22 protein-coding genes are annotated in these 24,776 nt (G+C 43.0%); 10 read left to right on the forward strand and 12 right to left on the reverse strand.

Annotated elements, in window-relative coordinates; all coding sequences use genetic code 11:
• Positions 1-31: 31 nt before the first annotated feature.
• Complete coding sequence (locus L4D74_RS04740) at positions 32-2,098, forward strand: alpha-amylase family glycosyl hydrolase (RefSeq protein ID WP_428751171.1); 2,067 nt, start codon at positions 32-34, stop codon at positions 2,096-2,098.
• A gap of 128 nt (positions 2,099-2,226) precedes the next feature.
• Here the strand turns inward: L4D74_RS04740 and L4D74_RS04745 are convergent, their stop codons facing one another.
• From L4D74_RS04745 to L4D74_RS04755, 3 genes are all read right to left on the reverse strand, one after another.
• The gene (locus L4D74_RS04745; protein ID WP_428750989.1) at positions 2,227-3,684 is read right to left on the reverse strand and encodes a glyceraldehyde-3-phosphate dehydrogenase; all 1,458 of its coding nucleotides are present in this window, start codon (positions 3,682-3,684) and stop codon (positions 2,227-2,229) included.
• Positions 3,685-3,991: 307 nt separating this feature from the next.
• Positions 3,992-4,759 (reverse strand): siderophore-interacting protein, encoded by a 768-nt coding sequence (locus L4D74_RS04750; RefSeq protein WP_428750990.1) that lies wholly within the window; start codon positions 4,757-4,759, stop codon positions 3,992-3,994.
• Between the two features lie 277 nt (positions 4,760-5,036).
• Positions 5,037-6,185, reverse strand: coding sequence for an arginase family protein (locus tag L4D74_RS04755; RefSeq protein WP_428750991.1), 1,149 nt, complete (start codon positions 6,183-6,185; stop codon positions 5,037-5,039).
• 234 nt (positions 6,186-6,419) lie between these two features.
• Between L4D74_RS04755 and L4D74_RS04760 the strand changes: the two genes are divergently transcribed.
• Positions 6,420-6,641 (forward strand): hypothetical protein, encoded by a 222-nt coding sequence (locus L4D74_RS04760; protein WP_428750992.1) that lies wholly within the window; start codon positions 6,420-6,422, stop codon positions 6,639-6,641.
• Between the two features lie 129 nt (positions 6,642-6,770).
• Here L4D74_RS04760 and L4D74_RS04765 read toward each other — a convergent pair whose 3' ends face one another.
• The 6 genes from L4D74_RS04765 to L4D74_RS04790 form a co-directional block, all read right to left on the reverse strand.
• On the reverse strand, positions 6,771-7,154 hold the full coding sequence (locus L4D74_RS04765) for a Rid family detoxifying hydrolase (RefSeq protein WP_428750993.1): 384 nt from the start codon (positions 7,152-7,154) through the stop codon (positions 6,771-6,773).
• A 112-nt stretch (positions 7,155-7,266) separates the two neighbouring features.
• Entirely contained in the window at positions 7,267-8,481 is a 1,215-nt protein-coding gene (locus tag L4D74_RS04770; RefSeq protein ID WP_428750994.1) for an aromatic amino acid transporter, read from the reverse strand.
• A 100-nt stretch (positions 8,482-8,581) separates the two neighbouring features.
• Positions 8,582-10,042: a tryptophanase gene (gene tnaA / locus L4D74_RS04775; protein ID WP_428750995.1), complete on the reverse strand. Its 1,461-nt coding sequence runs from the start codon at positions 10,040-10,042 to the stop codon at positions 8,582-8,584.
• 220 nt (positions 10,043-10,262) lie between these two features.
• Complete coding sequence (tnaC, locus tag L4D74_RS04780; RefSeq protein WP_390902880.1) at positions 10,263-10,337, reverse strand: tryptophanase leader peptide; 75 nt, start codon at positions 10,335-10,337, stop codon at positions 10,263-10,265.
• A 225-nt stretch (positions 10,338-10,562) separates the two neighbouring features.
• The gene (locus L4D74_RS04785; RefSeq protein ID WP_428750996.1) at positions 10,563-11,747 is read right to left on the reverse strand and encodes an alpha/beta hydrolase; all 1,185 of its coding nucleotides are present in this window, start codon (positions 11,745-11,747) and stop codon (positions 10,563-10,565) included.
• A 66-nt stretch (positions 11,748-11,813) separates the two neighbouring features.
• Positions 11,814-12,176, reverse strand: a complete 363-nt coding sequence (locus L4D74_RS04790; protein ID WP_428750997.1) for a putative hemolysin — start codon at positions 12,174-12,176, stop codon at positions 11,814-11,816.
• Between the two features lie 517 nt (positions 12,177-12,693).
• Between L4D74_RS04790 and L4D74_RS04795 the strand changes: the two genes are divergently transcribed.
• Together L4D74_RS04795 and L4D74_RS04800 are read left to right on the forward strand one after the other, a co-directional pair.
• On the forward strand, positions 12,694-13,902 hold the full coding sequence (locus tag L4D74_RS04795) for an MFS transporter (protein WP_428750998.1): 1,209 nt from the start codon (positions 12,694-12,696) through the stop codon (positions 13,900-13,902).
• 310 nt (positions 13,903-14,212) lie between these two features.
• Positions 14,213-14,938 carry a DUF3581 domain-containing protein gene (locus L4D74_RS04800; protein WP_428750999.1) on the forward strand — a complete coding sequence of 242 codons (726 nt, stop codon included), beginning with the start codon at positions 14,213-14,215 and terminating at the stop codon, positions 14,936-14,938.
• A 68-nt stretch (positions 14,939-15,006) separates the two neighbouring features.
• On the opposite strand, the gene L4D74_RS04805 is transcribed toward L4D74_RS04800, so the two are convergent.
• Together L4D74_RS04805 and ydiJ are read right to left on the reverse strand one after the other, a co-directional pair.
• Positions 15,007-15,474 (reverse strand): methyltransferase family protein, encoded by a 468-nt coding sequence (locus L4D74_RS04805; protein WP_428751000.1) that lies wholly within the window; start codon positions 15,472-15,474, stop codon positions 15,007-15,009.
• Positions 15,475-15,631: 157 nt separating this feature from the next.
• Entirely contained in the window at positions 15,632-18,676 is a 3,045-nt protein-coding gene (gene ydiJ, locus L4D74_RS04810) for a D-2-hydroxyglutarate dehydrogenase YdiJ (RefSeq protein ID WP_428751001.1), read from the reverse strand.
• A 286-nt stretch (positions 18,677-18,962) separates the two neighbouring features.
• Here ydiJ and L4D74_RS04815 point away from each other — a divergent pair, with 286 nt between their 5' ends.
• The 6 genes from L4D74_RS04815 to L4D74_RS04840 all read left to right on the forward strand — a co-directional run bounded on the left by L4D74_RS04815 (position 18,963) and on the right by L4D74_RS04840 (position 24,150).
• A complete protein-coding gene (locus L4D74_RS04815) occupies positions 18,963-19,640 on the forward strand; it encodes a DUF3334 family protein (RefSeq protein WP_428751002.1) in 678 nt (225 codons plus the stop codon).
• Between the two features lie 195 nt (positions 19,641-19,835).
• Complete coding sequence (locus L4D74_RS04820; protein ID WP_265673150.1) at positions 19,836-20,519, forward strand: DUF2786 domain-containing protein; 684 nt, start codon at positions 19,836-19,838, stop codon at positions 20,517-20,519.
• A gap of 61 nt (positions 20,520-20,580) precedes the next feature.
• Positions 20,581-21,636: a tetratricopeptide repeat protein gene (locus L4D74_RS04825; RefSeq protein ID WP_428751003.1), complete on the forward strand. Its 1,056-nt coding sequence runs from the start codon at positions 20,581-20,583 to the stop codon at positions 21,634-21,636.
• Positions 21,637-21,764: 128 nt separating this feature from the next.
• The gene (locus L4D74_RS04830) at positions 21,765-21,950 is read left to right on the forward strand and encodes a hypothetical protein (protein WP_265673152.1); all 186 of its coding nucleotides are present in this window, start codon (positions 21,765-21,767) and stop codon (positions 21,948-21,950) included.
• Positions 21,951-22,428: 478 nt separating this feature from the next.
• A complete protein-coding gene (locus L4D74_RS04835; RefSeq protein WP_428751004.1) occupies positions 22,429-22,839 on the forward strand; it encodes a hypothetical protein in 411 nt (136 codons plus the stop codon).
• A 204-nt stretch (positions 22,840-23,043) separates the two neighbouring features.
• Positions 23,044-24,150, forward strand: coding sequence for a phosphoribosylaminoimidazolesuccinocarboxamide synthase (locus tag L4D74_RS04840; protein ID WP_428751005.1), 1,107 nt, complete (start codon positions 23,044-23,046; stop codon positions 24,148-24,150).
• Positions 24,151-24,216: 66 nt separating this feature from the next.
• Here the strand turns inward: L4D74_RS04840 and L4D74_RS04845 are convergent, their stop codons facing one another.
• Positions 24,217-24,603 (reverse strand): transporter, encoded by a 387-nt coding sequence (locus tag L4D74_RS04845; protein WP_428751006.1) that lies wholly within the window; start codon positions 24,601-24,603, stop codon positions 24,217-24,219.
• Positions 24,604-24,776 lie beyond the last annotated feature (173 nt).

The following is a 24,776-nucleotide window of genomic DNA, read 5'->3' on the forward strand; positions in this document are numbered from 1 at the left end:
ATGGAGGATTTTTCTCTCTATAATCCCAGCGATAATTCACGGTGCCCTACCCATAATTAGAAAAGGACATCACGTGAAACCCATCAAAACCGCTCTTTGCCTTTCCATCACCAGCGCGCTAATTTTTGGCTGTGCTTCTGAATCAAATTCACCATCAGAGCAAGCTAAAACGCCCTTTTATAGCTGCGAACAATCCAACATTTCGGCGGCCAATGATCTTCGAATTTATCAAGTAATGGTAGAAAGCTTCGTCAATAGCGACAACAGTATTGGTCATGGCACAGGCTATGGCACCAGTCATCACATGGGTGACATACAAGGTATTATCGATTCACTCGACTACATACAATCACTTGGTATGAACGGCTTATGGCTCACGCCTATTTTCAACTCTGAGCCTATCGACGGACAAGATCATTGGGCGGATAGATTAGATGCCACAGGCTACTTTGCCACTAACTACTTTGAAATTGACCCGCGCTTTGGCAACTTAGATGACGCCAAAAAATTGGTCGATGAAGCGCATTCACGCGGAATGTATGTTTTCTTCGACGGCGTATTTGGGCATCATAAAAGCAACGTTGTACCGTCTCCTAGCGGTTTAACACCTGCTGGCAGCGACAATCCCGTCAGCTACCCTGAGAGTCTCCCGTTTTACCAAGAAGTCGCTGAATATTGGATTAAAGAGCTCAAGATTGACGGGTGGCGTCTCGACCAAGCGTATCAAGTTCCAACGCAGGCCTGGCAAGAAATTCGTAAAACCGTTGACGAGGCCTCTCAATCAGTCACGTATTCCAACCAAGATGGTAAACAGGTCCACCCTTTAGGTTATATGGTGGCGGAAATCTGGGCGGGGGAAAATAAAATCATTGAAACTGGCTACGGCTCTAACGAAGCGCCGGCACTTTGTTCAGCCTTTGACTTTCCCGTGCGCTATCGACTTGTAGAAACATTAGCAGTAAATGAATCTGGCGTAGGCGGCAAAACAGGCGAATGGATAGCAGAAGGTATGAATCTTCATACTCTGTATCCCGATCATGCTAAGCCAAACCTTATGTTAGGCAACCATGACCTAGTCCGCTTTGGTGACCTCATTCAACGAGGTAATCTTGCCGAGCCCGAAGATGATGGCTACTGGCAGCGCTATAAAGCTGCAATTTCATTCCAAGCGGCTTATACCGGCCCTATCACCCTATATTACGGAGACGAAATCGGCGACGAGCTGGAAGGATTTTCCGATCGAATTGAAAATGACTGCGCGATTATTGGCAAGTGCGATGATCACGTCGCTCGCACAAGTGGTCGCATAGAAGGCATCAATACCACGCTAAATTCGCAACAGGCGAATCTTAAGGCATACGTTAGCGAATTAATGACACTGAGAGCACAGCATCCCGCATTATCTAAAGGATCACGCACCAATGTGTTGGCGGATAAAGTCAGTTATGCTGATGTCAAACAATACCAAGGTGAGTCTATACTCTACATCCTCAATGTCTCAGACAGCGATCAGCAAATATCCATATCTAGTGACACTATAGCCTCCTCTTCGACATTAACTGACTTACAATCGGACGAAAAAATCGCGCTGTCTTCAGGATTCTACACCATAGCGCTATCACCATTTGAAGGGCGTTTTCTTCACATTGATCAGCCAACTGACGCTGCTCCAATCGGGCTAATTGCCACCTCAGCCACCAGCACCGGCGATACATTCATGAGCGCTTGTGATAACCCAACATTGCCAGAGGCAGGTCCCATGGATGAATCACTCTACGTTGTAGGTGACTTTAGCGATTCAAACTGGAAACATACATCGTCTCGAGCTTTTGAATATAAAGGCAACGGCGTGTATCAAGTCGTGGCTAACGAAAAGCCCGGCAGCTATCGTATGCAATACGCAACAAAAGATTGGAAGCCTCAATTCACGGCGGAAGGGCTAAGCGTAAAACTAGGCCAAGAAAACACGCTAACGTTTGGCGGGTATGGTAAAGACACGGCAGTAACGATTCTTGAAGAAGGACGCTACGTCTGGAGCTTGAAGTTTGATGATAATGGCACACCGTTAACGATGTTAGCGGCCAAGTGCGTTAACTAATAAGTGCGCTAACTGATTTGTCACTCTTTTAAATATCACACAAGAACTAGATACGTCACATAAAAAACCGCCACTGCTTCTAGCAAGCAGTGGCGGTTTCACCATCACGTAACCATATCACGTTACCATTAAGCTAATTCAGGGTAAGTTTTAAACTTCACACCCATCATCTGCTCCATACAATGGACAACTTGGCAGCTATAGCCAAATTCGTTGTCATACCAGATGTAGAGAACACAACGATTATCTTGTGCTATCGTGGCTTGACCGTCGATAATGCCCGGATGACGTGCTCCAACCAAATCAGTAGACACGATTTCCGTAGAATCCGTGTAGTCAATTTGCGCGGCAAGTGACGACGTTAATGAGATTTCACGAAGGTAGGTATTCAACTCCTCTTTGGACACAGAAGTCTCGAGATTTAAGTTAGCAACCGCCATTGAAACATTCGGTGTTGGTACACGAATCGCGTTGCCACTTAACTTGCCTTCTAGCTCTGGTAGGGCTTTAGATACCGCTTTTGCCGCACCCGTTGAAGTCAATACCATGTTTAACGATGCCGAACGACCGCGACGATCACCACTATGATAGTTATCAATTAAGTTTTGATCGTTAGTGTAAGAGTGAACGGTTTCAATATGCCCTGATACGATACCGTATTTGTCATTAACAGCCTTAAGTGTTGGTGTAATCGCATTCGTCGTACAACTCGCGGCAGACACAATCGTATCGCTGTCTTGAATCACATCGTGATTAACACCAAATACAACGTTTTTAATCTCACCCTTTCCTGGAGCTGTAAGTAATACACGTTCTGCACCTTGACAGGCAACATGTTGGCTTAGGCCTTCAGCGTCACGCCATACACCCGTATTATCCACAACCAGAGCGTTGTTGATGCCATAGTGCGTGTAATCCACATCGGTAGGCGAATTTGCGTAAATAACCTGAATGTAGTTGCCATTCACAATCAACGCTTTGCTCTCTTCGTCAACAACAATGCTACCGTTAAACTGACCATGCACTGAATCTCGGCGTAATAAACTCGCGCGTTTTTGTAGATCACCATCTTTACCGCCACGCACCACAATGGCTCGTAAGCGAAGTGGATAGCCAGGGCCGCTCTTCTCTACCAAGATTCGCGTTAAAAGACGACCAATTCGGCCAAACCCATAAAGCACAACATCTCGAGTTTCCTTAACGCCGTTACTGCTAATACTCTCGGCCAATGAAGTACTCAAAAAGTCAGCTATGTTATTGTTATCTTCGTGAGACGCCCAATACTGCTGTGCTAATTGACCGATATCGATACAACACGGCGATAAATCAAGCTCAATGAGTTTTTCAATTAACGGGGCGGTTTGAGCAACATTGACCGATTGAGGAGCGTAGTGACGAGAGACACGGTGAGTTTTAATAATATCAATCGTGGTGGCGTTAACTAGGGTCTTACCAAACAAAAGGATTTCTACGCCTTTTTCTCGATAGAGTCGACCTAGAATAGGTAAAATTGACTCAACAAGTGTTTGATTTAGTTGCCATTGATTTTGATGAATTTCCGATTGCGAGATAGTGCTATTACTCATAGTACCTGGGGGACCTCTATCAGTTATTTGCGCCTCTCTTTTGTATGTAGGGTACAAAAGGCAAGACACGTGTTTGGGATGTGATTATGTTGTTATTTTTCTGTGCGGGAGTGTAACAAGCAGACACTTAATCTGCTAGGAAAAATAAAGCCGAATATTAACGGGGAATAACGTGATGTATGTAGCATTTATTGCGGAGTTAAACGCAGACCTAGCTGATTTGTTAGGAAATTTGGTGAGCTTATTTTATATAATTAATCAAACTCACCAATACTAGTGTCACAATCATCAATATTTACTAAAGTATCTAACCTTCGAATTCATCGTGATCTTGTTTCTTAATCACTTTATGTCCATCCTCAGCCACACCTTTTTTCCAATAGCTACTAATGTAAATATCGTCTTTAGGAATGGCTTTATCATTACGGAAAAACTGTCTCAGCTTCTTCATTTCATCAAACTCGCAAGCACACCACACGTACGGTTCACCGTTGAGCCATGGCTGTAACATAGCTATCTTGGACACGGGTTCTGTTGTCCAAATAATATCCATCCCTTGTGGAGCAGTGAGCGTTTGCTGATCGGCCACATCAATCAATTGAATGATAGCGTAGCCTTTGGCTTCTGCTGGTAGCTCTGCTAATTTCACGGATAGCGCAGGCAACGCTGTCATATCGGCGTTAAAGAAAAACCAATCTTTATCAGTATTAACACTTTGAATCGCGCCAGGGCCGACAATGCTAATTTGATCGCCAATTTTCGCATCCATCGCCCAGCGACTACCGAAGCCACATAGTTTGTCCTCGGTAATATGAGTGACAAAGTCCACCTCTATCTTGCCGTGTTCAATATCGAGGGCCCGTATCGTATAGGTACGCATTTTTGGTCGACTATCTTCACTCAAGTCACTAAGTGCAGTACCGCCATGTTCATTAAACAAGAACTTGATGTAACTTCCGTTACTGCTCGGGTCCCATGTCTTTAAAGCTTCTGACTGTAGGGTGAGACGACGCATGTTTGGTGTCAAAGACTCAGAGTGGATCAAGGTAAGCAATTTAGGAGAAGGCTTTTTCATAGAACACGTTTATTAATGATTATTGTTATCATTAAGTTTATCACAGACTTTGCGTTGGTTTCATCAATTTACTTTGTTTTACACGTATAAAATCGGCAATGTCACGTCCTGTGTCGCTATCACCAGCCTGAATTTACCAATGCCCTATTTAAAACATGCTGGATCAAAAAAAGGTCCGACAATGTCGAACCTTTTCTCATTTAGCTAACTAAGCTCATCACATTTTACGCTTATAACGATTTAAGCTTGTACCGATTTAAGCTTATAAAGTCTCGGCTTATAGCGTCACAGAACCGAATGCCAATGGCCATTCCGTATGGCGATCTTCGCCATTTTCTTCACGCTTAGTCTCCGCCAACCAGCAGAACAATTCCCAACCGAAACCAGCAGCGATGATACCATCTTTATCTGTTGGATCCGTGTCCGGCGTATATTCAGCAATATCAGCACCAACAAGACGAACTTTACCTGAAGCCTTCACTTTACGCAGGATTTCGTATACCTGTAGGTGGCTTAGACCGAATGGATCTGGGCTTGAGTTGGCACGACAGAACGCAGTATCTAATGCATCCAAGTCAAATGTTAGATAAACCGGACCGCCATCACCACAACGATCGATGATGCTTTCTACCATAGCATCAACACCAAGGTCATACACTTCATTCGAAGTAAAACCAGTGGTACCAAATGCAATATGGTTACCTTTCACGAGTGCCGTTTGGCGGCCACGCATACCAATTTGAACTGTACGCTCTGGATCCGCTAGGCCTTCAGAGTACAATTTAGCCAGCCAGTGACCAGACGTGTATGGGTAGTCGAAATCCGCTCTTGTTGATAGGTCATAATGGCCATCGAAGTGGATAACACGTAATGGACCGTATTTTTCACCCAAAGCACGCATCGTTGGATATGGAATTGTGTGATCACCACCAAAGACAAGTGGTGTACAATCTTTTTCAACAACCATGTGGTGAAGAAGCTCTGTCAGCTGTTCAACTTCTGCTTTCAGCTCAAATTGACCTAAGCTATCCCAGTTTCCGTAATCGATAACACGGCACCATTCGAATGGCAGCTCACCGTTATCACCAACAGTACCCATACCCATTTTACTTAGGTGACGTAGGCGCTGTGGTGCAAACTTATGAGACGAGCCAGTTGGTGAGCATTTTTCAATACCCATGCCGTAAATAACAACGTCAGCATTATCCAGATCTTGTGAAAACGGTGCTTGATAAAAGCCTAAGTAATCTTTGTTGATAAAACTAAGCTGTTCAATACCTTTACCGCCGCCCTGCTCTTTGACACGAGCTAGATAAGCAGCGATTTTTGGATCTAAATTGTCAGCGGCGGATACATTTTCCCAGATGTATTTATATTTAGCGACTTTCTCTGGGTCTATGGCTGGCCATTTTTTAAAGTTTGACATGATGTATCTCCGATCAAAACAAGGAAACTTGTTGAAAACTACAAACAATAGTAATTCGCATTGCTTCCTTTGGGCAGTAACATACTGGATGTAACTTTGTCATTTCTAACCCATCATTATACGCCGCACTAACACTATCGAACTAATTTCTCAACAAAACATTGCTCATTATTTGACCGACATCTAATTCCCTCCTATGGTTTGTAAATCGCTCGCAGCAGAAGGAGGTAAAACATGAAAAAAATGAGTAAGTCGTACCGCATGAAAATCATAAAAGAAGTCGCGGAGAGGAAAGTTCGAGAACAGTGTGATGACCCAATGGCAAGATACATCAACTCTTTGTTAGATCAGGATCCAGAAAGAGATCATATTGTTGAATTCAAACAAGAATTTACTGGCAATTATTTTGATGAGAACGCAGGAGGTTGGGTAAGTAAAACGTGGAGGAGCAAGTAAATCATCACAAAGTAATGAATTCCCAATTCATTACTTGAAATACCGATGGGGAAGCAAGCACCCAGCTTGAGATGAGGCGCCTTTTAACGGCGCCCCCTGACAAAATAACCGTCTTTAACCTACTCTTAATTATTGCAAAACGGCTATCACTTCAATTTCGACTTTTGCGTCCATAGGAAGGCGAGCGACTTCCACACATGAGCGTGCAGGAAACGGAGCGCTGTGAGCTTCAAAAAATGCTTCGTAAGCCGCATTAATTTTTGAAAATTCATTTAAGTCCTTTACAAATACCGTTGTTTTTACAATATGGTGAGGCTCTAACCCTGCTTCGCGAACAATCGCCACAGCGTTAGTTAACGACTGTATGGTTTGTTCAGCAACATCGTCATCCATCACTTTAGTTTCTGGATTAATTGGCAATTGCCCCGATGTAATTACCATATTGCCGAATGTCACCCCTTGAACGTATGGCCCAATCGCCAAAGGCGCTTTGGTGGTAGAAATCGCGGTCATATACATATTCCTTCATTAATTCTTTGTTTACTCAGAGTAATTAAACCCATCTCTAAGTTAAATAATTGATTTTGATGATCGAACATCTAAGCAAGTATCAAGTTCAGGCTAATTAACCGGTGAACATTGGCAACATTCCTAGCATCGATAAGAAATGGAACACCGCAGTAAGCACACCAAATCCAATGACTAAATAGATCATTACTGTGCCGCCTGGCGCTCGGAAACCTTCTGATCCATTCTCTCCATCTCGCGTTTTCTTCGCTAGCATCGCAGGAATAATACATGCCCACACGGTAGCTGCTGCGCCCGCATAGCCAATCGCGATCACGAACCCAAACGGAAATAGTAGAGAAAATATTAGTGGTGGTATAAATGTAGCTAGCCAAGTTTTCGCACGCCCTTGACGGGTATCTTCAAACTTAAAGAAATCAGCAAGGAAATCAAACAGCCCCAACCCAACTCCAATGAAGGAAGATAAAATAGCCGCCATTGAGAACGTATTAATAGCACTCGCAACTCTATCGGATTCAATAACAGAGCCGAGCGCAGTTAGCAAAGCATCAACATTACCGCCTTGTGCAATTACAGGCCCAAAATTTGCGCGAGGTAGATTACCAAAAATACTAATCAACCAGACAAAATAAAGAACAGACGCGATAATTGTGCCTCCTAGAATCGCTTTCTTCGCCTGAGATTCACACCCGTAGTACGCACGCATTGATGACACCGAGTGATGATAACCAAAAGAGGTTAACGCAACCGGCAGCATCGCCATGGCATAAGGAGCATAGTTGTTTTCAGCACTAATAGTGTCAAGCAATACGCCCATATCAACGTTGACAGCTAGACCCGACACACCAAAAATAAAACTAAGTACCATAAAGGCTATCAGTACAACCGATATGCGGTCGACAGCTCGGGTGGAATGCCAAACAAAGGTGGAAAAAATAAGTACAAAGAAAATGGAAGCAAGTTTGTCATTTATTCCAAGTACGTCTTTTAATATAAGACCAGAAGAGGTAATATACGCATACAAAAGAATACCACCGACAAAGTACACGGTTATATTGTTAAATAAATTTATTTTTGAACCTAGTAGATCTTTCGTTACCGTATCAAATGAAACTTTAAGATCGTAGTTTTTAAATGCTTCTAACAACATCCAGCCGGAAATTGTCATGACTATCATGGTAATAGTTATTGCCAACAGAGACCAAACTGTCCACGCCCCTGCTCCTGCACTTGGTAGCCCTAACATTCCAGCACCTACACAAACGCTGGCAATAATACAGGCACCACCTATTAAAGATGGACTCTTATTCATAATATATTCTCGTAGAATTTCTCGTTATGATTTAGTTTCAGCTTTTATTATTTAGGCAAAAAAAGAGCGTAGCATTTTCTTGCTACGCTCTCGTTTATATTTAAGCTTCTGCCAATGCTGATTCAGTCGTATTGGTTGTTACTTTCTCAACTTCTTTCAGGCGAGCAGTAAAGTGACGTAATACTTCAGGCTCATAGGTAAAGTCTAAACCTTTTACTTTATGGGCATTTTCTTTCACTTTTTCGAACGCTTCAATGACATAGTCCATATGCGTTTGAGTATAAGTCGCACGAGGAATCGTTAAGCGAAGTAGCTCAGCAGGACAAGCGTGTTGCTTACCTGTTGCAGGATCACGACCTAGCAATAGAGAGCCAATTTCAACCGCTCGAATACCAGCAACCTTATACAACTCACAAGCTAAGGCATGAGCAGGGAACTGATCCGCTGGAATGTGAGGCAGCAGTTTACCTGCATCTACGAATGCCGCGTGACCACCAGCCTGTTGGCAAACAACCCCGATTGCTTCTAAGCCGTTTACTAAATATTGAACTTGGTTAATACGGTACGCTAACCACTCTTGACGCATACCGTCATATAGGCCAACAGCTAGGCGCTCCATTGCACCACCTTCAAGGCCACCGTATGTTGGGAACCCTTCTTGTACCACACAAAGAGTACGACATTCAGTGTAAGCATCCATCAAAGAATCGTCTTTGAAGCACAATAGTCCACCCATTTGTACCATTGCATCTTTCTTCGCAGACATTGCAAGCGCATCAGCATACTTGTACGTTTCGCGCGTGATTTCTTCGATTGTCCAGTCTTGGTAACCCTCTTCACGTTGCTGAATGAAATAAGCGTTTTCAGCGTAACGAGCGGAATCCATAATGACAGGAATATCGTACTTACGAGCGATCTCATACACCGCTTTTAAGTTGGCGATCGATACTGGTTGTCCACCAGCAGAGTTACAAGTAATGGTACTAACAATATAAGGAACGTTGGCTGCGCCAGCTTCAATGATCGCTTCTTCCAGTTTTTCTAAGTCAAAGTTACCTTTAAAGTCAGCATTCACTGCAGTATCAAACGCATCTTTGGTGTAAACGTTTTTCGCAACACAGCAGTTAACTTGAGTGTGGCCTTGAGTCGTATCAAAGAAATAGTTCGACAACGCGACCATTTTAGTACGATCCAAACCTTTCTCTTTCTCACGCTTTTTAATAAGCACTGGAATATAAATTTGCTCTGCACCACGTCCTTGGTGAGTTGGAATCGTCAATTCATAGCCAAAAATATCTTTAACGGCATTTGCTAGCGCATAGTAACTACGGCTACCACTATAAGCCTCATCGCCACGCAGCATTGCAGCTTGCATTTCTTGGGTAATTGAACCTGTACCGCTGTCGGTTAATAGATCAATAAAGACATCTTCACTGTCTAATAAGAATGGGTTCATTCCCGCTTTTACAATAGCTTCATCACGATATTCACGTGTAGTACGTTTTACTGGCTCAACAACACGAATACGGAATGGTTCTGGCAGATGTTTAAAGTTTTCCATGATATTATCCTAATACTATTTATTGCTTGCAATAATATAATTGAGTAGCAAACAATTAATTAAAGACAACCCTACCTAGAAATTATTTCCAGATACGATTTATTTTTTAAATTCTATTTTTTTGATTTAACACAGCACAAACAAAGCAATCTATTAAAATATACTTTACTTATATCTACTATATAAAATCAGGGCGCACTGGAGTGTGCATTCGATAGAGTTATCTCGAAGGAAAGAAAAAAGCAATTTTGTAATCTAGTGTAATCCAACTATTTGTCATGTTGAAGTCTTCCATTGTTGTACCTATTTGAAACGTCTATTTCAAACTACTGAGACAATTATCTATAGATCATAGGGATTTGTCATTATCACAGATTACAATATGAGATATCGTTAACAAAAAAACGTAATTAACTCTTTTTAAGCTCGAAGACAGGATATTTAGTATGATGAAGATCAATAGAGCGTACTAGTAAACTAAGTCATCATTAAAAATAATATTAGTGGATTAAACAATTTTTTATTTATTTCTTTCCATAAATTCGACCACTCGCTTCATTGTTGGTTCAAAGTAAGGGTTCCAACTTAACCTCGCACTAATGGTATCATTGTCAAACAGCTCCCAAGCGGCGTGAGTTAAAGTCGGCATTTTAGGGCAATCTACCTTATATATTTCCCCCTCTTGATTATCTCCGCACTGGCGCATCAAACCTGCTCTACCATAAAGCGGGTTGTCTGGGCGGTACAGCACCGATATGTGAGAGCCACTTTGTATATAAAACTCTGGTAACTTCATGGGGAACTTCACAAACCGTGGATCACTATAATCCCGATCACCATACCAAATAAGTTCAGATTCAGGAGAGCTAAAGCGTGTTTTGAATAGATCGTACACGCCCTTCGCATCAATAAGTTCATCACTTTCAGCAAGCATTAAGATCGCAGGAACGTTTAGCTCATCGCTTTCTAGCTGCGCTTGTACGTTAACCGCACTTTGATAGTAGAGTGCAGCACCATCCATTGCTAGTGAGTCGTATCGAGAATAATTCTGCTCTTTTTCAATGCTGACCCAATCGACAAAATGGCTGGCAAAACCTGCTAGCCCCGCAAACGGGTCTTTAGGTATGAATGCCGGAGAAAACAAGATTAGGCCTTTAATATCTCCATCGGTGCTAGCGTAACTGGTCACCAAATTGGTGCCCGTCGAAAACCCACCTAACCAAACTGAATCCACGTCTTGACGAAGCAATGCTATCTGGTGAGCAACGGCTGCTGTCCAATCCTCATAACTCGGGTTCATTAAGTCCGCAGGTCTAGAGCCATGCCCCGGTAATAACATCACATGAACTAAGTAGCCCTGTTTGGCGAGATAAGGCGCGATATCAACAAAAGAGTATGGTGAGTCCCCTAATCCATGCACTAACAGCACACCATGACCATTAGGCACCTTTGGTTCTAATTTATATGGACTCACCGCATCCATTTCCCGTTCGTAGCCAGCGCCATGAAAAACACGGTACTCATCTAGCCAGTCACGAGTTTGCGCCGCATATTGATTAAACGTCTCTTGTTGATACGGCGCTAAGGCGCCGGAACTTTGGTACATTTGAGGGTTAGCCTCAATGATCCGGTGGCTACACCCGCTAAGTACAAGCACGAATAAAACGACAATAACCCACTTGCCTGAAAACGCACGTCGAACCACCAGTATTTCCTTACGTTAATCACCTAAATAGAACGCAATCGCTTAAATAAAGTCACTTAAATAACCCTAGTTGCTCGATGCCTGATGATCTCGGAAGTACTCCTCTGCGTCCATCACATCCCCGTTTGCCAATGTACATTGCTGACTTGTCGCCTCATATGCACCCTCAGTCGCTTCGCAGTAACGCTGGGCTTGGGATTTAACATCTTTATCACTGTGCTGTTCTCGGTAGTAAGTCCATGCATCAACTGACTTTCCTGAACTCAACAGGCATTCTCCTGTTGCTAGGTCATAGCTACCGTGCTGCTCACAAAACACAGCGGCTGGGTTTGCCATGTTAAGTTTACCTTCATCTTTCGCCACCTCAGACTTTGCACAGCCGAACAAAGCTAAGCTTGATAGCACGGCAATTGATACGAGTGATTTCATTATTTTTACCTTTTCGATATGTGGACAACGCAGACCCAAATAAGAAAACGCCATTTTAGGTCCTTCTTCCGTGCCAATGACATATAGCTCAGAGACTGGCAGGTTTACCAATGAGGGGCGCCCATGTCTAACCTTTGTTGCGACGCAAACGCTGTCCGTTAAAAATCAGATCTATTCACACGATGTATTACATCTGGTCCTACAACAACTTGAACATCCACTAAAAAGCACGCACTCCCACTAAACCCTAGATGAAATCTCAGCTGATTCAACTCAGACTTGAACTTTAATACGTCAGATGTTACAAAATTATAGCCCTCAAGCGCACTTGTTATAAAATCCTCCCGTCCTGCTTTATCTCGTCATCGATATAGCAACGCCTTTGACTATATCTTTAAGATAATATCAACCAATATCGCTACTCAGATTGAGAAGGTAACAGTAGGTAATTTACTTGTAACTTACAGTAGATCATCGACAATTCATGAGTAAATTATTAATAAAGGAATCTCCGCTCATGAACGGCTTTCGATTATGGCATTTTGCCCAAGCATCGCTTGGAATCGTCCAATGGGTTGGCATCGCGATCTTGCTCAATCCTATCATTATAGAAAGAACCTCTAGCGGAGCATTGTTGGGGCAAGTCATGGCCCTAATTGGTGGCGCAGGGCTACTTGCACCATTGATTGGTGGAATTGCAGATAAATACGCTTGTCACCGAATCATGCAAAGAATGGCGCTGTTCATTCATATCATTGCGCTTCTGATCCTCTATTTCGCGGAAACTACCATGCCTATTTATTGGACGGTTGGCATTCTTATCGGAATTGGTAGCGTCAGTCTATTGGTACTTAATCCAACGTTTGTTCTCGCGTCTAGTCAAAACCAAGAACAAGAGGGCCGTGGTTTAACTAGTCTATTTCAGTGCCAATTCTTTGGCATTATTGTGACGGGTGTTCTCGTAGCCATTGCCGAAAACTTTGCTGTATCCAGCGATAATCAGCTGCTCATACTGCTTGCGCTTGTTGTTTGCGTGCTGGTTGTCGTCTCCATTGCCCCTCCACCTAGTGTCAACGTGTCAGAAATTACCTCTGAAACCGAGACTAACGAAAACACCATTCAAGATACGCCAAAGAAATTTCTACCTTGGGTACTGTTCCTTTTGGCCGTGTTTTTCTCTATGTTTCTCTCGTCAAACCTTATGGAGCTCGGCCCTCTTCTCATCAAAGAGGTTTACCATGTTGAAATTGGTAACTCCGCGCTTGGTATGGCTGCCTCTGCATTTATCAGTATTTTCATGCTGGAGTCGGCTGGCAGATGGATGCAAAAAAGTGGCCCTTTTAATGTCTGGTTTACCGCACAAATTGTCTACTTAGTTATTGGCTCACTATTTTGGTTTACTGCAGGGAAAGACGTACATAGCCTTATCCCTATCGCTTTACTCGTAGTACTTATGCAAGCAATGTCTTGGAACGATATGATCATCCCTGCTATTGCAGGCCGATTAAGTCCAGCGTCACCTGCGCTAACCCAGGGGTTGCTCATGCTTTGTATGGCCGGTGGTTTCGGTGTTGGCGCTATGCTAGCGGGTATGTCGATTGACCAATTTGGTTATGCATCGGTATTTACCCTTTCTTTGTTCGGCATTGTGGTTGCGTTAGTCTGTATCCTGTTATTAACGCTGTCGTCTAAGTCATCGGTAATGAAAACAAGTATGGCTCAATAACCTTCAAACCTTCATCTTGGTAAGCTACCGCTGCACTTTTTTCGCAAACAGGCAACGACCAGCCTGTTTGCGAGCCTCTCCCACTCTTAATCTTGATCTAATGTATAACGTCACTTAATGATTGCGATTGGTCATCCACTATGGGCTCTAGAAGCAGTGATACATAGATCATTTATCATCCGTCTCCCTATATCTCTGATTTACAGCCATGTAGATTGTTGAGTAAAACGGTCAAAATTTTCACTGGATAGACCATTCAATCCGATTACTCATATATAATTCGCTCAATTGCGTTTAATCGAAGAGTATTATGTTTCTAACACCTTACGTATCAACCACCAACGACCATTTTGAGTTCACTCGCCAGCAAGCCAGCCACTTTGCAAAAATAGTAGCCGGTGACTTCAACCCTATCCATGACGAAGACGCAAAACGCTTCTGCGTACCTGGCGATTTATTATTTGCGGTATTACTGCAAAAAGAAGGCATTAGCCAGAAAATGCGCTTTGATTTTTCTGGTATGGTCGCCAATGGAACACCGCTGAGTGTTAGTAAAAAGTGCGATACCGAAAGCTCACTTGTTGACAGCAACGATAAAGAATACCTACATATGACTCGCGAAGGTGCAATCAGTCATGATCAGGCTTTCATTGAACATGTGGTCACTAACTATGTGCAATTTTCTGGTATGAACTTCCCACACATCATGGTGCCCTTAATGCAAGAGCAGCAAATGATGATCAACTGCCAGCGTCCTCTGGTTATCTATGAAAGTATGGAAGTTGAATTTGCTCGCATCGATCTTAAACATCCTGAAGTTGAATTCACAGGCGCGACATTTGATGTCGAAGGTAAACGTGGTTTAGTTACACTTAACTTTTCTTTTACTGAAGATGGTGAAGTAGTTGGTAAGGGCATGAAACGAATGGTTGCCACTGGGTTAAAACCATACAGTGATGAAGCTGTCGCAGATTTAGTTGAACGTTTCAACCAACGCAAAACGGATTTTATTGAACAAAATGGGCCGCTGGCTTAAATGATAGTTAAACGCCAGCTGATGCTGGCGTTTAACGTAATTAAAAGGCAATGAGCAGGATCATCCACTCAGATCCATCGCCTCACCTTGGCTTTATAATCTCGGTATTCTGTTCCAAACTTATCCTCTAGAATGCGCTCTTCCGGTCTAATCTGAAATCGAGTCATATAGACAATAAACAATAGACTGACGAGTAAGCCTAGCGCATCTTCTAAATAAACACCCCAAGCCAGTAATAAACAATACAGGGCGACATACATGGGGTTTCTTGTCACCGTAAACACGCCTGAATCAACAATTTTACTGGCTTTGTGCGGACGAGTAGGATCAACCGTTGTGCTTGAACGATGGAACTCTCTCACGCCAGACACACCAACGTAGCCACTGATCAGGACAAGCAGTCCAATCCAAGCCACTTTTAAAGGAATGTAGAGAAATAGCCAAGTACTATCAACCGCGTGAATACCGTACATCACCACCGCAAAAATAATAAAAACCACCACTGGCGGTACTTTAAGCTCTAACCCTTTAAGCATGGCTTACTCCTTTAATAAAGCTGCTATTACTACTGCGGTTAACATGGTCGTCGACTCCATCCGTAAGCAGCAAGGTCAGTCTACGGCTTATAAACTGACCAATAACCTAGCAATTCGACTATCAATACTTAAGTAACAATGTAATCAAACAATGTAATTAAACAATGTTAATCAAACGCAATATTGCTTGTAGAGGATGCTGAACTGGCTGATCTTCAATGCGTTTCACTTGGCTTCGACAAGAATACCCGGTCACAAGACAGCGCTCTTTCGGCAAAGATGCTATCTGCGGCTTCCAACTGAGTCCATAAATATCTTTCGACATCTGTAGCTTATCTGACTCATGCCCAAACGTACCCGCCATACCACAGCAACCTACTGGCACTGTGTGTAACACGCCACCAAAGTGCTGAAAAATAGTGCCCCATTCCTTCTCTGCATTTGGCATCTTGGTTTTTTCGGTACAGTGCGCAAACAAATACCAAGGTTCTTTGTCACTAGATGGCGATGAGGTGAGCGTACTTATCAATGGCAATAACCACTCATGTACCGTCAGAACATCAAACTCACCGCGTTTTTCTTCAAGAATCTCAACGTATTCATCGCGGTAACAAAGAACAAGTGCTGGGTCGACACCAACCAACGGAATATTGAGCTGTGCGACTTGCTGTAGGAAATCTGCCGTGGATTGAGCGCCTTGTGCAAACTGCTTCAAAAATCCTTTGATATGCGCGGCTTTACCATTTGGTTTAAACGGCAACATCACAGGTGTTTTCCCTAGTACGAACGCAAGCTTAACAAAGTCTTCAACTACCGCTGCGTCGTAGAAACTGGTAAATGGGTCTTGAACAATAAAGACATACTCCGCTCGCTGAGCATCCGTCAGTTTTGACAACTTCTCTAAATCAAACGCTTCTATTAGCTGCGCCTTCATTCGCTGCTCTAGCGTTGGTACAGACAACAAAGGTGCATCAACATAGCCAACACTTTTAGCGGTAAGAGATTGAACCCACGGTTGTTTGAGCGCGAAGTTTATCGTCTTGGGCATTTTTGCCATATAAGGCAGCAATGTCTCAATGTTTGCCACTAAATAATCTTTCGCGGGACGCTGATAGCGAGTGTAGTACAAGTTCAAAAACCGAGCTCTAAAGCTAGGTACATCGACCTTAATTGGGCACTGACTAGCACAGGCTTTGCAAGCTAAGCATCCGTTCATCGCATCGTACACTTCATGCGAAAAATCATACTCATGACGCTTATTCAGTGTATTACGCCACTTTTCGATCAAGCCTTTTGCGCTGCTCGTGTATTGGGTCTGATTTTCTAACTCAATCACGTCGAAACCCTGTTCAGACAGCTGTCGAAGCCACTCTCGAACCATGCCAGCTCGCCCCTTCGGAGAGTGGCGTCTATCCGCTGTCACCTTCATCGATGGGCACATAGGCGATGCCGTATCATAGTTAAAACACAGACCATTACCGTTACATTCCATGGCCTGAGAGAAACTATCACGAACTTCGATCGGAATTTGGCGATCGTACGTGCCTCGTTTAACATCTGAAACCTTAACCAATTCGTCTTGGCTATTAAGAGGCGTGCATATCTTGCCTGGGTTCATCTTGTTGTGCGGATCAAATGCTGACTTGATTCGACGCAATTCATTAAAAAGCGTCTCGCCAAAAAATGCAGGGCCATATTCTGAGCGAAATCCTTTCCCGTGCTCTCCCCACATTAAGCCGCCATACTTCGCCACCAGCTTCACGACTTCGTCCGACACTCGATGCATCAACGCTTCTTGTTCCGGGTCACACATATCCAGTGCAGGTCGAACATGTAACACCCCCGCATCAACATGGCCAAACATGCCATAATGCAATCCATGCCCATCGAGTAAAGCGCGAAACTCATCAATGAAATCCGCTAAGTTTTCTGGTGGTACGCAGGTATCTTCCGCAAAGGCAATCGGCTTAGCACTACCTTTTACTGCGCCAAGCAAACCAACGGCTTTTTTGCGCATGTTATAAATTCGACCAAGACTGGCAACATCACTTGTGACTTGGTAGCCAATAATGCCGCCCTTCTCGGTTTTCAACATCTCATCAAGTTGCGCGGTTAACTGCTCCACACTAAGGCGAACTTCTTGCTCATCTGCGCCTGCGTACTCAACCATATTGATGCCGAGCATCTCTTTACCCGGTACATCGGTAATTAAGTCGCTCACCGTGTGCCAAACAATATCTTGCTTAGCTAAATTTAATACTTTTGAATCAATGGTTTCTACTGACAATGCATTGGCTTGAACCATAAACGGTGCATTTCTTAATGCCGCTTCAAACGTGTTGTATTTAACATTGATCAAGGTTCGTGCTTTAGGAATAGGGGTCAGGTTCAGCTTAGCTTCGGTAATAAACGCGAGCGAGCCTTCCGCACCACACAATATTCTGGTGATATCAAACGAATTATTGTTGGGATCAAACGCGTTTTTAAGATCATACCCCGTCAAGAAACGATTAAGCGCAGGAAATTTCTCATCAATAAGTGGGCGATGTTCACGGCACACTTGCTCGGACACCGTTAATGCTGTCGAGACGAAGTTATCATCTCCAGAAAACCCGAGAGAACCATCACTTTCTAATACAGAACCGTCAGCAAGTACCGCCTGTAGAGACAATACATGATCCGATGTCTTACCATATTTTAATGACCCTTGCCCCGACGCGTCAGTATTAATCATTCCACCAACAGTAGCTCGGTTACTGGTTGATAAATCCGGGGAGAAGAAATAGCCGTATGGGCGAACCGCGTCATTAAGCGCATCTTTGACCATTCCAGTTTGAACTCGAACCCAGCCTTCAGCTTCATTAACCTCCAACACCTGATTCATATGACGAGATAAATCAACCACAATTCCAGAAGTCAGTGACTGACCATTTGTGCCTGTCCCTCCACCGCGAGGGGAAAATTGAATAGACCTAAATGGGTCAGTATTTGCAAGTTGAGCAATGATTTGAACATCGTTAGTTGTCTTAGGATGAACCACTGCCTGTGGGAGTACCTGATAGACACTATTATCCGTTGCCACCGCAAGGCGACTTGAATACTGCGTTTCAATGTCGCCAGAGAAACCTTGTTGATTAAGCTGATCAAGAAAAGCGATCACTGTAGGATTAATATCAGATTGAGAACTGAGTCTTGGTAACATTTTGCTTCCTGCCCCTAAACATGCTGATCCACTCAGCAAGGGAGTATTAAAAAGTGATGATGCAGCTGACAATTAACACCAATCATTCACATGCTTAGGCCGTGATTTCCTGAGTTTTTTGCAGGTGCGTACTAATTTTACTTATCTCGTCACTTTACAACAATTAAAAGTGTGATCAAATCGCAATCTCATAGCAATTGTGCATCGTTTATATCTTTTCAAGATGTTTCCTTCATGCCAAACTCGGCACTATCAAGGAAGCAGACATTCAATAAAGCGGTATCTAATGAAAAAAACCAAGGTTATTACCACGGAAGACATCCTTCTTAAGCTATGCCAATCCGTATCACATGTACTAACAGCGGCAACGCAATCTAGCGTAACGTATTCTGCCATGGTACAAAAAATCACTAAAACCACGCTCAAACCCGATTTCGGTTGTTTTGTATTATTTGATGGTGGTTTCTCAGGCCTTGTTGTCATCAACTTCACTTCTCAAGCAGCATTAGAAGTATATTCCAACTACATGCGCAGTATGGGCATGCCTGAAGAAGAGCTTGCGATCCACCATAACGCAGATGAAGTCGGCGACGTACTTGGTGAGCTAATGAATCAACTGGTTGGTGATTTCACTAATAAAGTGAGAAAAGAACTGCAAACCAATATCACGCAAAATCAACCTAAGATGCTGGCGATAAACAAGCAGGTAGTGCTATCGGTTGATACTAACTTAGAGCGCCCACAGGCAAGACGAGTCACTTTCTCAACCGCAAACAACAATATCTTCTATTTAGAGTTTGCTATGGATAAAACCGAGTTCATCCAAATGGAAGAATTTGAAGTGCAAGCCGATGAATCCCCTGACGCTATTATTGAGCAAGCAATAAAAGATAAAGCAGCAGAGAAAGTCGAAACAAAACAAAGCAGTACAAGCCAAGACTTGTTAGATGAGTTAGGCATCTAACGCCTAGGCTTATGTCACACCTAAGGACTAAGAGAGAGTCTTTACGACTCTCTCTTAAATGACTCATCTAATAATAACGGCAACATCATTCAAGTCATCACATAACCTAAATCCAAACCCACGCTTCCCCTTTCCATGGAAAATCGTTAAAATAGTGCCCTTTTTCTTTCGCGGTACAGAGAACTCACATTGTCGATGGATAAACAAAAAGCCCTTAAAAAAATTGCCAAATGCCTTGAACTAGGTAATTCAGCTAACGTCAATGAAGCCGCAAATGCGATCAAAATGGCGCATAACCTCATGCTGAAGTATGGGCTGGATAAAGATGACATCGAGTTCATCAAAATGGGGAAAACCCAATCGACACATTTGTTGCCAGCTAATATTAGTTCCACTCTTCTACGCGTTATTCGTGGTATTAACACCAAATTTGGCGTGGAGGCCGTTTTGCTGAATCACAAAGGACTCAAACGTGTTGAGTTTATTGGTGAGGCCGATCGAGCGATCTTCGCAGCGTTCGCATTCGATATTATCTATCGAGAAATGAATGAGCATACTGGGCAGTTTAGAAATGGCTTTGCTGGCTCGGGTACTTCTACAACTGAAGTCACGCGACGTGTAAATTCTTTTGTTTCAGGCTGGATCGAAGGCGCACTAGAAAAGCTTCCAATCATTACCCCTGACGATGAGTCAAACAACAAAATCAACAATTACATCGATAAAGAGTTTAAAAATATCGACCGTGAGACATTCAAACAACAACTTAGAGACGCGATGAAAAATATCACTGCTGATTACGAAGTTGGACTAAAGAAAGGTCGTAAGCTCTCAGTAAACCGACCAATCAATGGCGCACAAGCCCCTAAAATGCTCAAATAGTGTTACCTATTATTCGTTATTAAGGAAGATGATGACTCAGCGGCTTTATCAGGGATGGTCAATGACTATCCGTGTCATTACCTTGTATATTGTGCTGCATACAGCAGCTCTGGCTAGCCCCATCGCTTCCCTAGAGCAGCAAGCCCTCCTTGATGACGCCAATGCCCAGTATCAGTTAGGCCTTGCTTATGAGACGGGGCAAGGCGTTAAACAAGACCTTGCCAAAGCCAGCTACTGGTATCAACAGGCAAGTAACAATGGTCACCTTAATGCGACCTACAACTATGCCCAAGCACTTGAATACGGAAGAGGGATCACACAAAACGCTTCCCGTGCCGCGCTTTTATACACCAAACTTGCGGTGTTAGGTGACAAAAGTACTTATGGCAAACTCGCTAAACTCTATAGTGATAATAACGTAAATATTCCAGCCACCGACCAAGCCGTGCTTTGGTATTCCTTGGCTGCTGAGCAATCTAGCGCCTTTGAGTCAGAATTTGAGCACGCACTGCAACAGCAATTTAACGAGCGACAACGCCGCCAAATAGACGCTTTACAGCAGCAAGAAGGAATAGCTGCCCCCCAAGCCTCGCTCGCTCAACCCGCGGCATCAGCGAGTAATCAACCTAACGTTAGCAGTGAGAAACATAACAATAGCAATGTTATACATAACAACAGCGGTACTCTCTCTTGGAGTACACACTTCGTATATTGGGTAGTGCTATTGCTCATCTTGATAAGCGTTGGCTACTATTTGGTACAATTCAAACGATCTCAATCGAATGAACGTCGTGGTGATCCACGTTTACAAGAAGTGTTACAAGCTCAGCAACGAACCATTGCAACACTTCAGCACAAATTAAAAATAGCGCAAACCACACAAAAGAGTGCGCCTACAACGCCTCCACCAAGCGCTTTCGAAGAGGCGTATTTGCGTTTTGGGTTTGCGCCCAAGCAACAAAAGCTGCTCACACCTACCCTACTGAAATCTCGCTATAAGCAACTCTCTCGTATTTTTCATCCTGACATTCAAGGATCTGAAGACGAAATGAAGCAGCTCAATATCGCGTTTAAAACGCTCATGTTACATGTTAAGCAGTCTCAAAAAATTCATTAAAACTCGCACCGTTCTCACTAATACTTATAAAAACGCAATAAATGAAACAATTATTTAACATCGCGTGCCATTTCATGTCATAATCAGTGGTGAGAATAACACCCAGTATTTAAGGGTGGGGAGAAAAAATGTATACGTTCACCATTGAAGGTTTTTGTGATTGGTGCCAGAAGCCAAACTATGTGACTAAGCACCAATATGTCGACGGCAAGTGTCATTTCTCGTGTGAGGGGTGCGTCAATTACGCCGCGATGGATGTAAGGCAATTTAATCAAGCGGAGTTGGAATACAGAGACTCCCTATGTAAGTCTTAGTTTTGTCTCAAGCGCCTCTTTTAAAAAAGGGGCGTTATTACTTCTATTTTATATCTACTCGCCATACTCCTCTGCTACGTTCACGCACCCTCATAGGCAAATCAAACGCTACAACATCGCTAAACCCACCGCCGCTATTTAAACCTCTGCATTAGTAAGCAAGCTACAGCCGCTACCGACAATAGTTACGTGATTAATAATAGTTACGCGATTAATAATAGTCACATGATTAACAATCGTTAAATCGCTACGGACTGACTCCCTCCACGCAGTAGTTATACAGTGCTTATACAGTACCTCAGCGCTATTACGTCTATTTCCGAAAGCTATTTTGCTCGACATCACATTTACTAAAATTATAATTACTTATATATCAACATCTTAAAAAATAACCTCGAATAGACTTAAAAAACACATTGACCTTTTTACACCTTAAAACTACTGTATAGACATACAGCATGTATAAAAGGACAGGTTTATGTTGCGAGATACTGAAATTCTTAACCCACTGAACATCCACTCACGTCGTGACGCTACGACCAAAAGAGCACTGCCGCCGTATCAGCGGGCAATGGCAACGAATGTACTTAGTCAGGTGTCTCAGCTCGCTTCAAAACATCAATGGATACTACTTACTGCAGAATGCCCTCGCCCAACAATGGCACAAATTTCTCATTATGAAGAGCTTGGTAACCATATGGTGCAAATGAAACCATCACTGCACTTAAGCCAGACACAGGTTATCGAAAAGGCGATTCAGTCAGGTAATGCCTGTGCCATTATTGCCCATGGTGACTTTTCATCCGCTAGCCAGCAGCACTTACAACAGCTTGCTCAGCAATATAACTGTGAAGTTATTTTTCTTGCGCCCTCTTCTTATCTACACTAATTCCCTCTTGAATAATTGATCAAGCCTAGAAATGACGCTTTTATGAACGGACAAGAAAGATAAATAAGAAAACAAAGCAAACGTTTGCTTTTATGATGGAAGCGCGTCTGAATTCTGGTATGATGCGGGGAAAAGTGAGCATTTAGTTGCTCTTTCTTCTTTGTCGCCTTTGCTGCGACGCCAACGTTAGATAGGAATGTCTCAATGAGTCTCGCTGATCAAGTCCTTGCTGTAAACGATGATCTCCCAATTCGTACCGATAAGCCTGTGCATAGTGGCAAAGTACGTTCAGTCTATTGGTTGACCGAAGCAGATAGTCGCCGCCTGATAAAAGATAAAGGTTATGATGTGGCAGAAGATGCCCCTCTGGCTATTATGGTAATCAGTGACCGCATTTCAGCGTTTGATTGTATCTGGCATGGTGAAGGTGGACTAAAAGGCGTTCCCGGAAAAGGAGCAGCACTCAATGCTATTTCTAATCACTGGTTTAAGCTCTTTAAAGAGAGCGGGCTTGCCGATAGCCACATCTTAGATATTCCTCATCCATTTATCTGGATCGTTCAAAAAGCCAAACCCGTCATGATTGAAGCTATTTGCCGCCAGTACATCACGGGGTCAATGTGGCGCGCCTATGCGCAAGGCGAGCGAGAATTCTGTGGTATTACCTTGCCAGAAGGATTAAAGAAAGATTCTAAACTTGACGACGTACTCATTACTCCGTCAACAAAAGGAATTTTACGTGATATCCCGGGTGTACCAGAAGCGGATGACGTTAATATCACTCGCGACAATATCGTCGATAACTACTCAGCCTTTAACTTCTCTGACATCGCAGGTGTCGCACAATACGAAAAATTGCTAAAAGAAGGTTTTGCTGTCATTAGCGACGCGCTTGAGCAAATTGATCAAACATTTGTCGATACCAAATTTGAGTTTGGCTATGTGACTGATGCAAGTGGCAATGAGAAATTGATCTACATGGATGAAGTAGGAACACCAGACTCATCTCGCATTTGGGATACTACGGCTTATCAAGAAGGTAACATCGTCGAAAACTCTAAAGAAGGCTTTAGGCAGTTTCTACTTAACTACTTCCCAGATCCAGATATTCTGCTCAACAAAGAACGCATGCCAGAACGTGAAGCATTAGCAATCAATAATGCTCTACCGCTTGACGCACTAACCAGCGTATCTGAAACCTATATTGGTATTGCAGAGAAAATTACCGGACAAAAAATTGTATTAAGCGATAACCCTAAACAAGAAATCATTGATATTCTTCGCCGCGATTATGATTTGATCGCTGACTAATTTCTCGTTTACCGGCCACTAACGTATTGATAGCAAGAGAGGGGTTAGATGCCCCTCTCTTTTCAATTACGACGATAGTATGATCGTTAGTACATCATCATCGCTATTTAGTAAAACTTCGGCTTGGGTTTTTGACTGAATCTCTTCTAATTGTTCGGCTTCTAATGAATAAGGCATCACGACTCTAAGGCGGGTAATTTTTTCCTCGCGAGCCAGCCTAATCAAGCGAATCAAATTCCGCTCATCACTTTGTCGGGTTGAAAGCGTATTGAGTGCTTCATTCCACAAACGTGAGTCTACATCCTCCAATCCTTTTGCGTTCGCTTTCCAAACTTCACCAAAAATAGGTGCGACAGAGCTTAATGCTTCAAGAAACGTCCACTTCTTACTGCAAGATGCGCCAAGAAAGCTTGTATAGTCAAATTCTATTTCCGTTAGGGTCTCACTGCTCATCACCACTCCTGCTTACAGAATGTTATATAGCTACTATTGTCCAACAATCAGCATATAGCAATAGGATATATTAAAATCATCTTTTATTACTTCATTGGCGATTTAATAGTGATATAAAAATCTAATTCGCAACATAATATGAACAAAAATGCACAAGATTGCATAACCTTATT

The sequence above is a fragment of the Vibrio cionasavignyae genome (assembly GCF_050337155.1).
Taxonomy (GTDB): Bacteria; Pseudomonadota; Gammaproteobacteria; order Enterobacterales; family Vibrionaceae; genus Vibrio; species Vibrio nomapromontoriensis.

Bases quoted from the DNA above. Each gene is read 5' to 3' on its own strand.
- L4D74_RS04745 (WP_428750989.1), bottom strand. From the start codon at position 3,684: ATGAGTAATAGCACTATCTCGCAATCGGAAATTCATCAAAATCAATGG.
- L4D74_RS04750 (WP_428750990.1), bottom strand. From the start codon at position 4,759: ATGAAAAAGCCTTCTCCTAAATTGCTTACCTTGATCCACTCTGAGTCT.
- L4D74_RS04755 (WP_428750991.1), bottom strand. From the start codon at position 6,185: ATGTCAAACTTTAAAAAATGGCCAGCCATAGACCCAGAGAAAGTCGCT.
- L4D74_RS04760 (WP_428750992.1), top strand. From the start codon at position 6,420: ATGAAAAAAATGAGTAAGTCGTACCGCATGAAAATCATAAAAGAAGTC.
- L4D74_RS04765 (WP_428750993.1), bottom strand. From the start codon at position 7,154: ATGACCGCGATTTCTACCACCAAAGCGCCTTTGGCGATTGGGCCATAC.
- L4D74_RS04770 (WP_428750994.1), bottom strand. From the start codon at position 8,481: ATGAATAAGAGTCCATCTTTAATAGGTGGTGCCTGTATTATTGCCAGC.
- tnaA (WP_428750995.1), bottom strand. From the start codon at position 10,042: ATGGAAAACTTTAAACATCTGCCAGAACCATTCCGTATTCGTGTTGTT.
- L4D74_RS04790 (WP_428750997.1), bottom strand. From the start codon at position 12,176: ATGAAATCACTCGTATCAATTGCCGTGCTATCAAGCTTAGCTTTGTTC.
- L4D74_RS04795 (WP_428750998.1), top strand. From the start codon at position 12,694: ATGAACGGCTTTCGATTATGGCATTTTGCCCAAGCATCGCTTGGAATC.
- L4D74_RS04800 (WP_428750999.1), top strand. From the start codon at position 14,213: ATGTTTCTAACACCTTACGTATCAACCACCAACGACCATTTTGAGTTC.
- L4D74_RS04805 (WP_428751000.1), bottom strand. From the start codon at position 15,474: ATGCTTAAAGGGTTAGAGCTTAAAGTACCGCCAGTGGTGGTTTTTATT.
- ydiJ (WP_428751001.1), bottom strand. From the start codon at position 18,676: ATGTTACCAAGACTCAGTTCTCAATCTGATATTAATCCTACAGTGATC.
- L4D74_RS04815 (WP_428751002.1), top strand. From the start codon at position 18,963: ATGAAAAAAACCAAGGTTATTACCACGGAAGACATCCTTCTTAAGCTA.
- L4D74_RS04820 (WP_265673150.1), top strand. From the start codon at position 19,836: ATGGATAAACAAAAAGCCCTTAAAAAAATTGCCAAATGCCTTGAACTA.
- L4D74_RS04825 (WP_428751003.1), top strand. From the start codon at position 20,581: ATGACTATCCGTGTCATTACCTTGTATATTGTGCTGCATACAGCAGCT.
- L4D74_RS04830 (WP_265673152.1), top strand. From the start codon at position 21,765: ATGTATACGTTCACCATTGAAGGTTTTTGTGATTGGTGCCAGAAGCCA.
- L4D74_RS04835 (WP_428751004.1), top strand. From the start codon at position 22,429: ATGTTGCGAGATACTGAAATTCTTAACCCACTGAACATCCACTCACGT.
- L4D74_RS04840 (WP_428751005.1), top strand. From the start codon at position 23,044: ATGAGTCTCGCTGATCAAGTCCTTGCTGTAAACGATGATCTCCCAATT.
- L4D74_RS04845 (WP_428751006.1), bottom strand. From the start codon at position 24,603: ATGAGCAGTGAGACCCTAACGGAAATAGAATTTGACTATACAAGCTTT.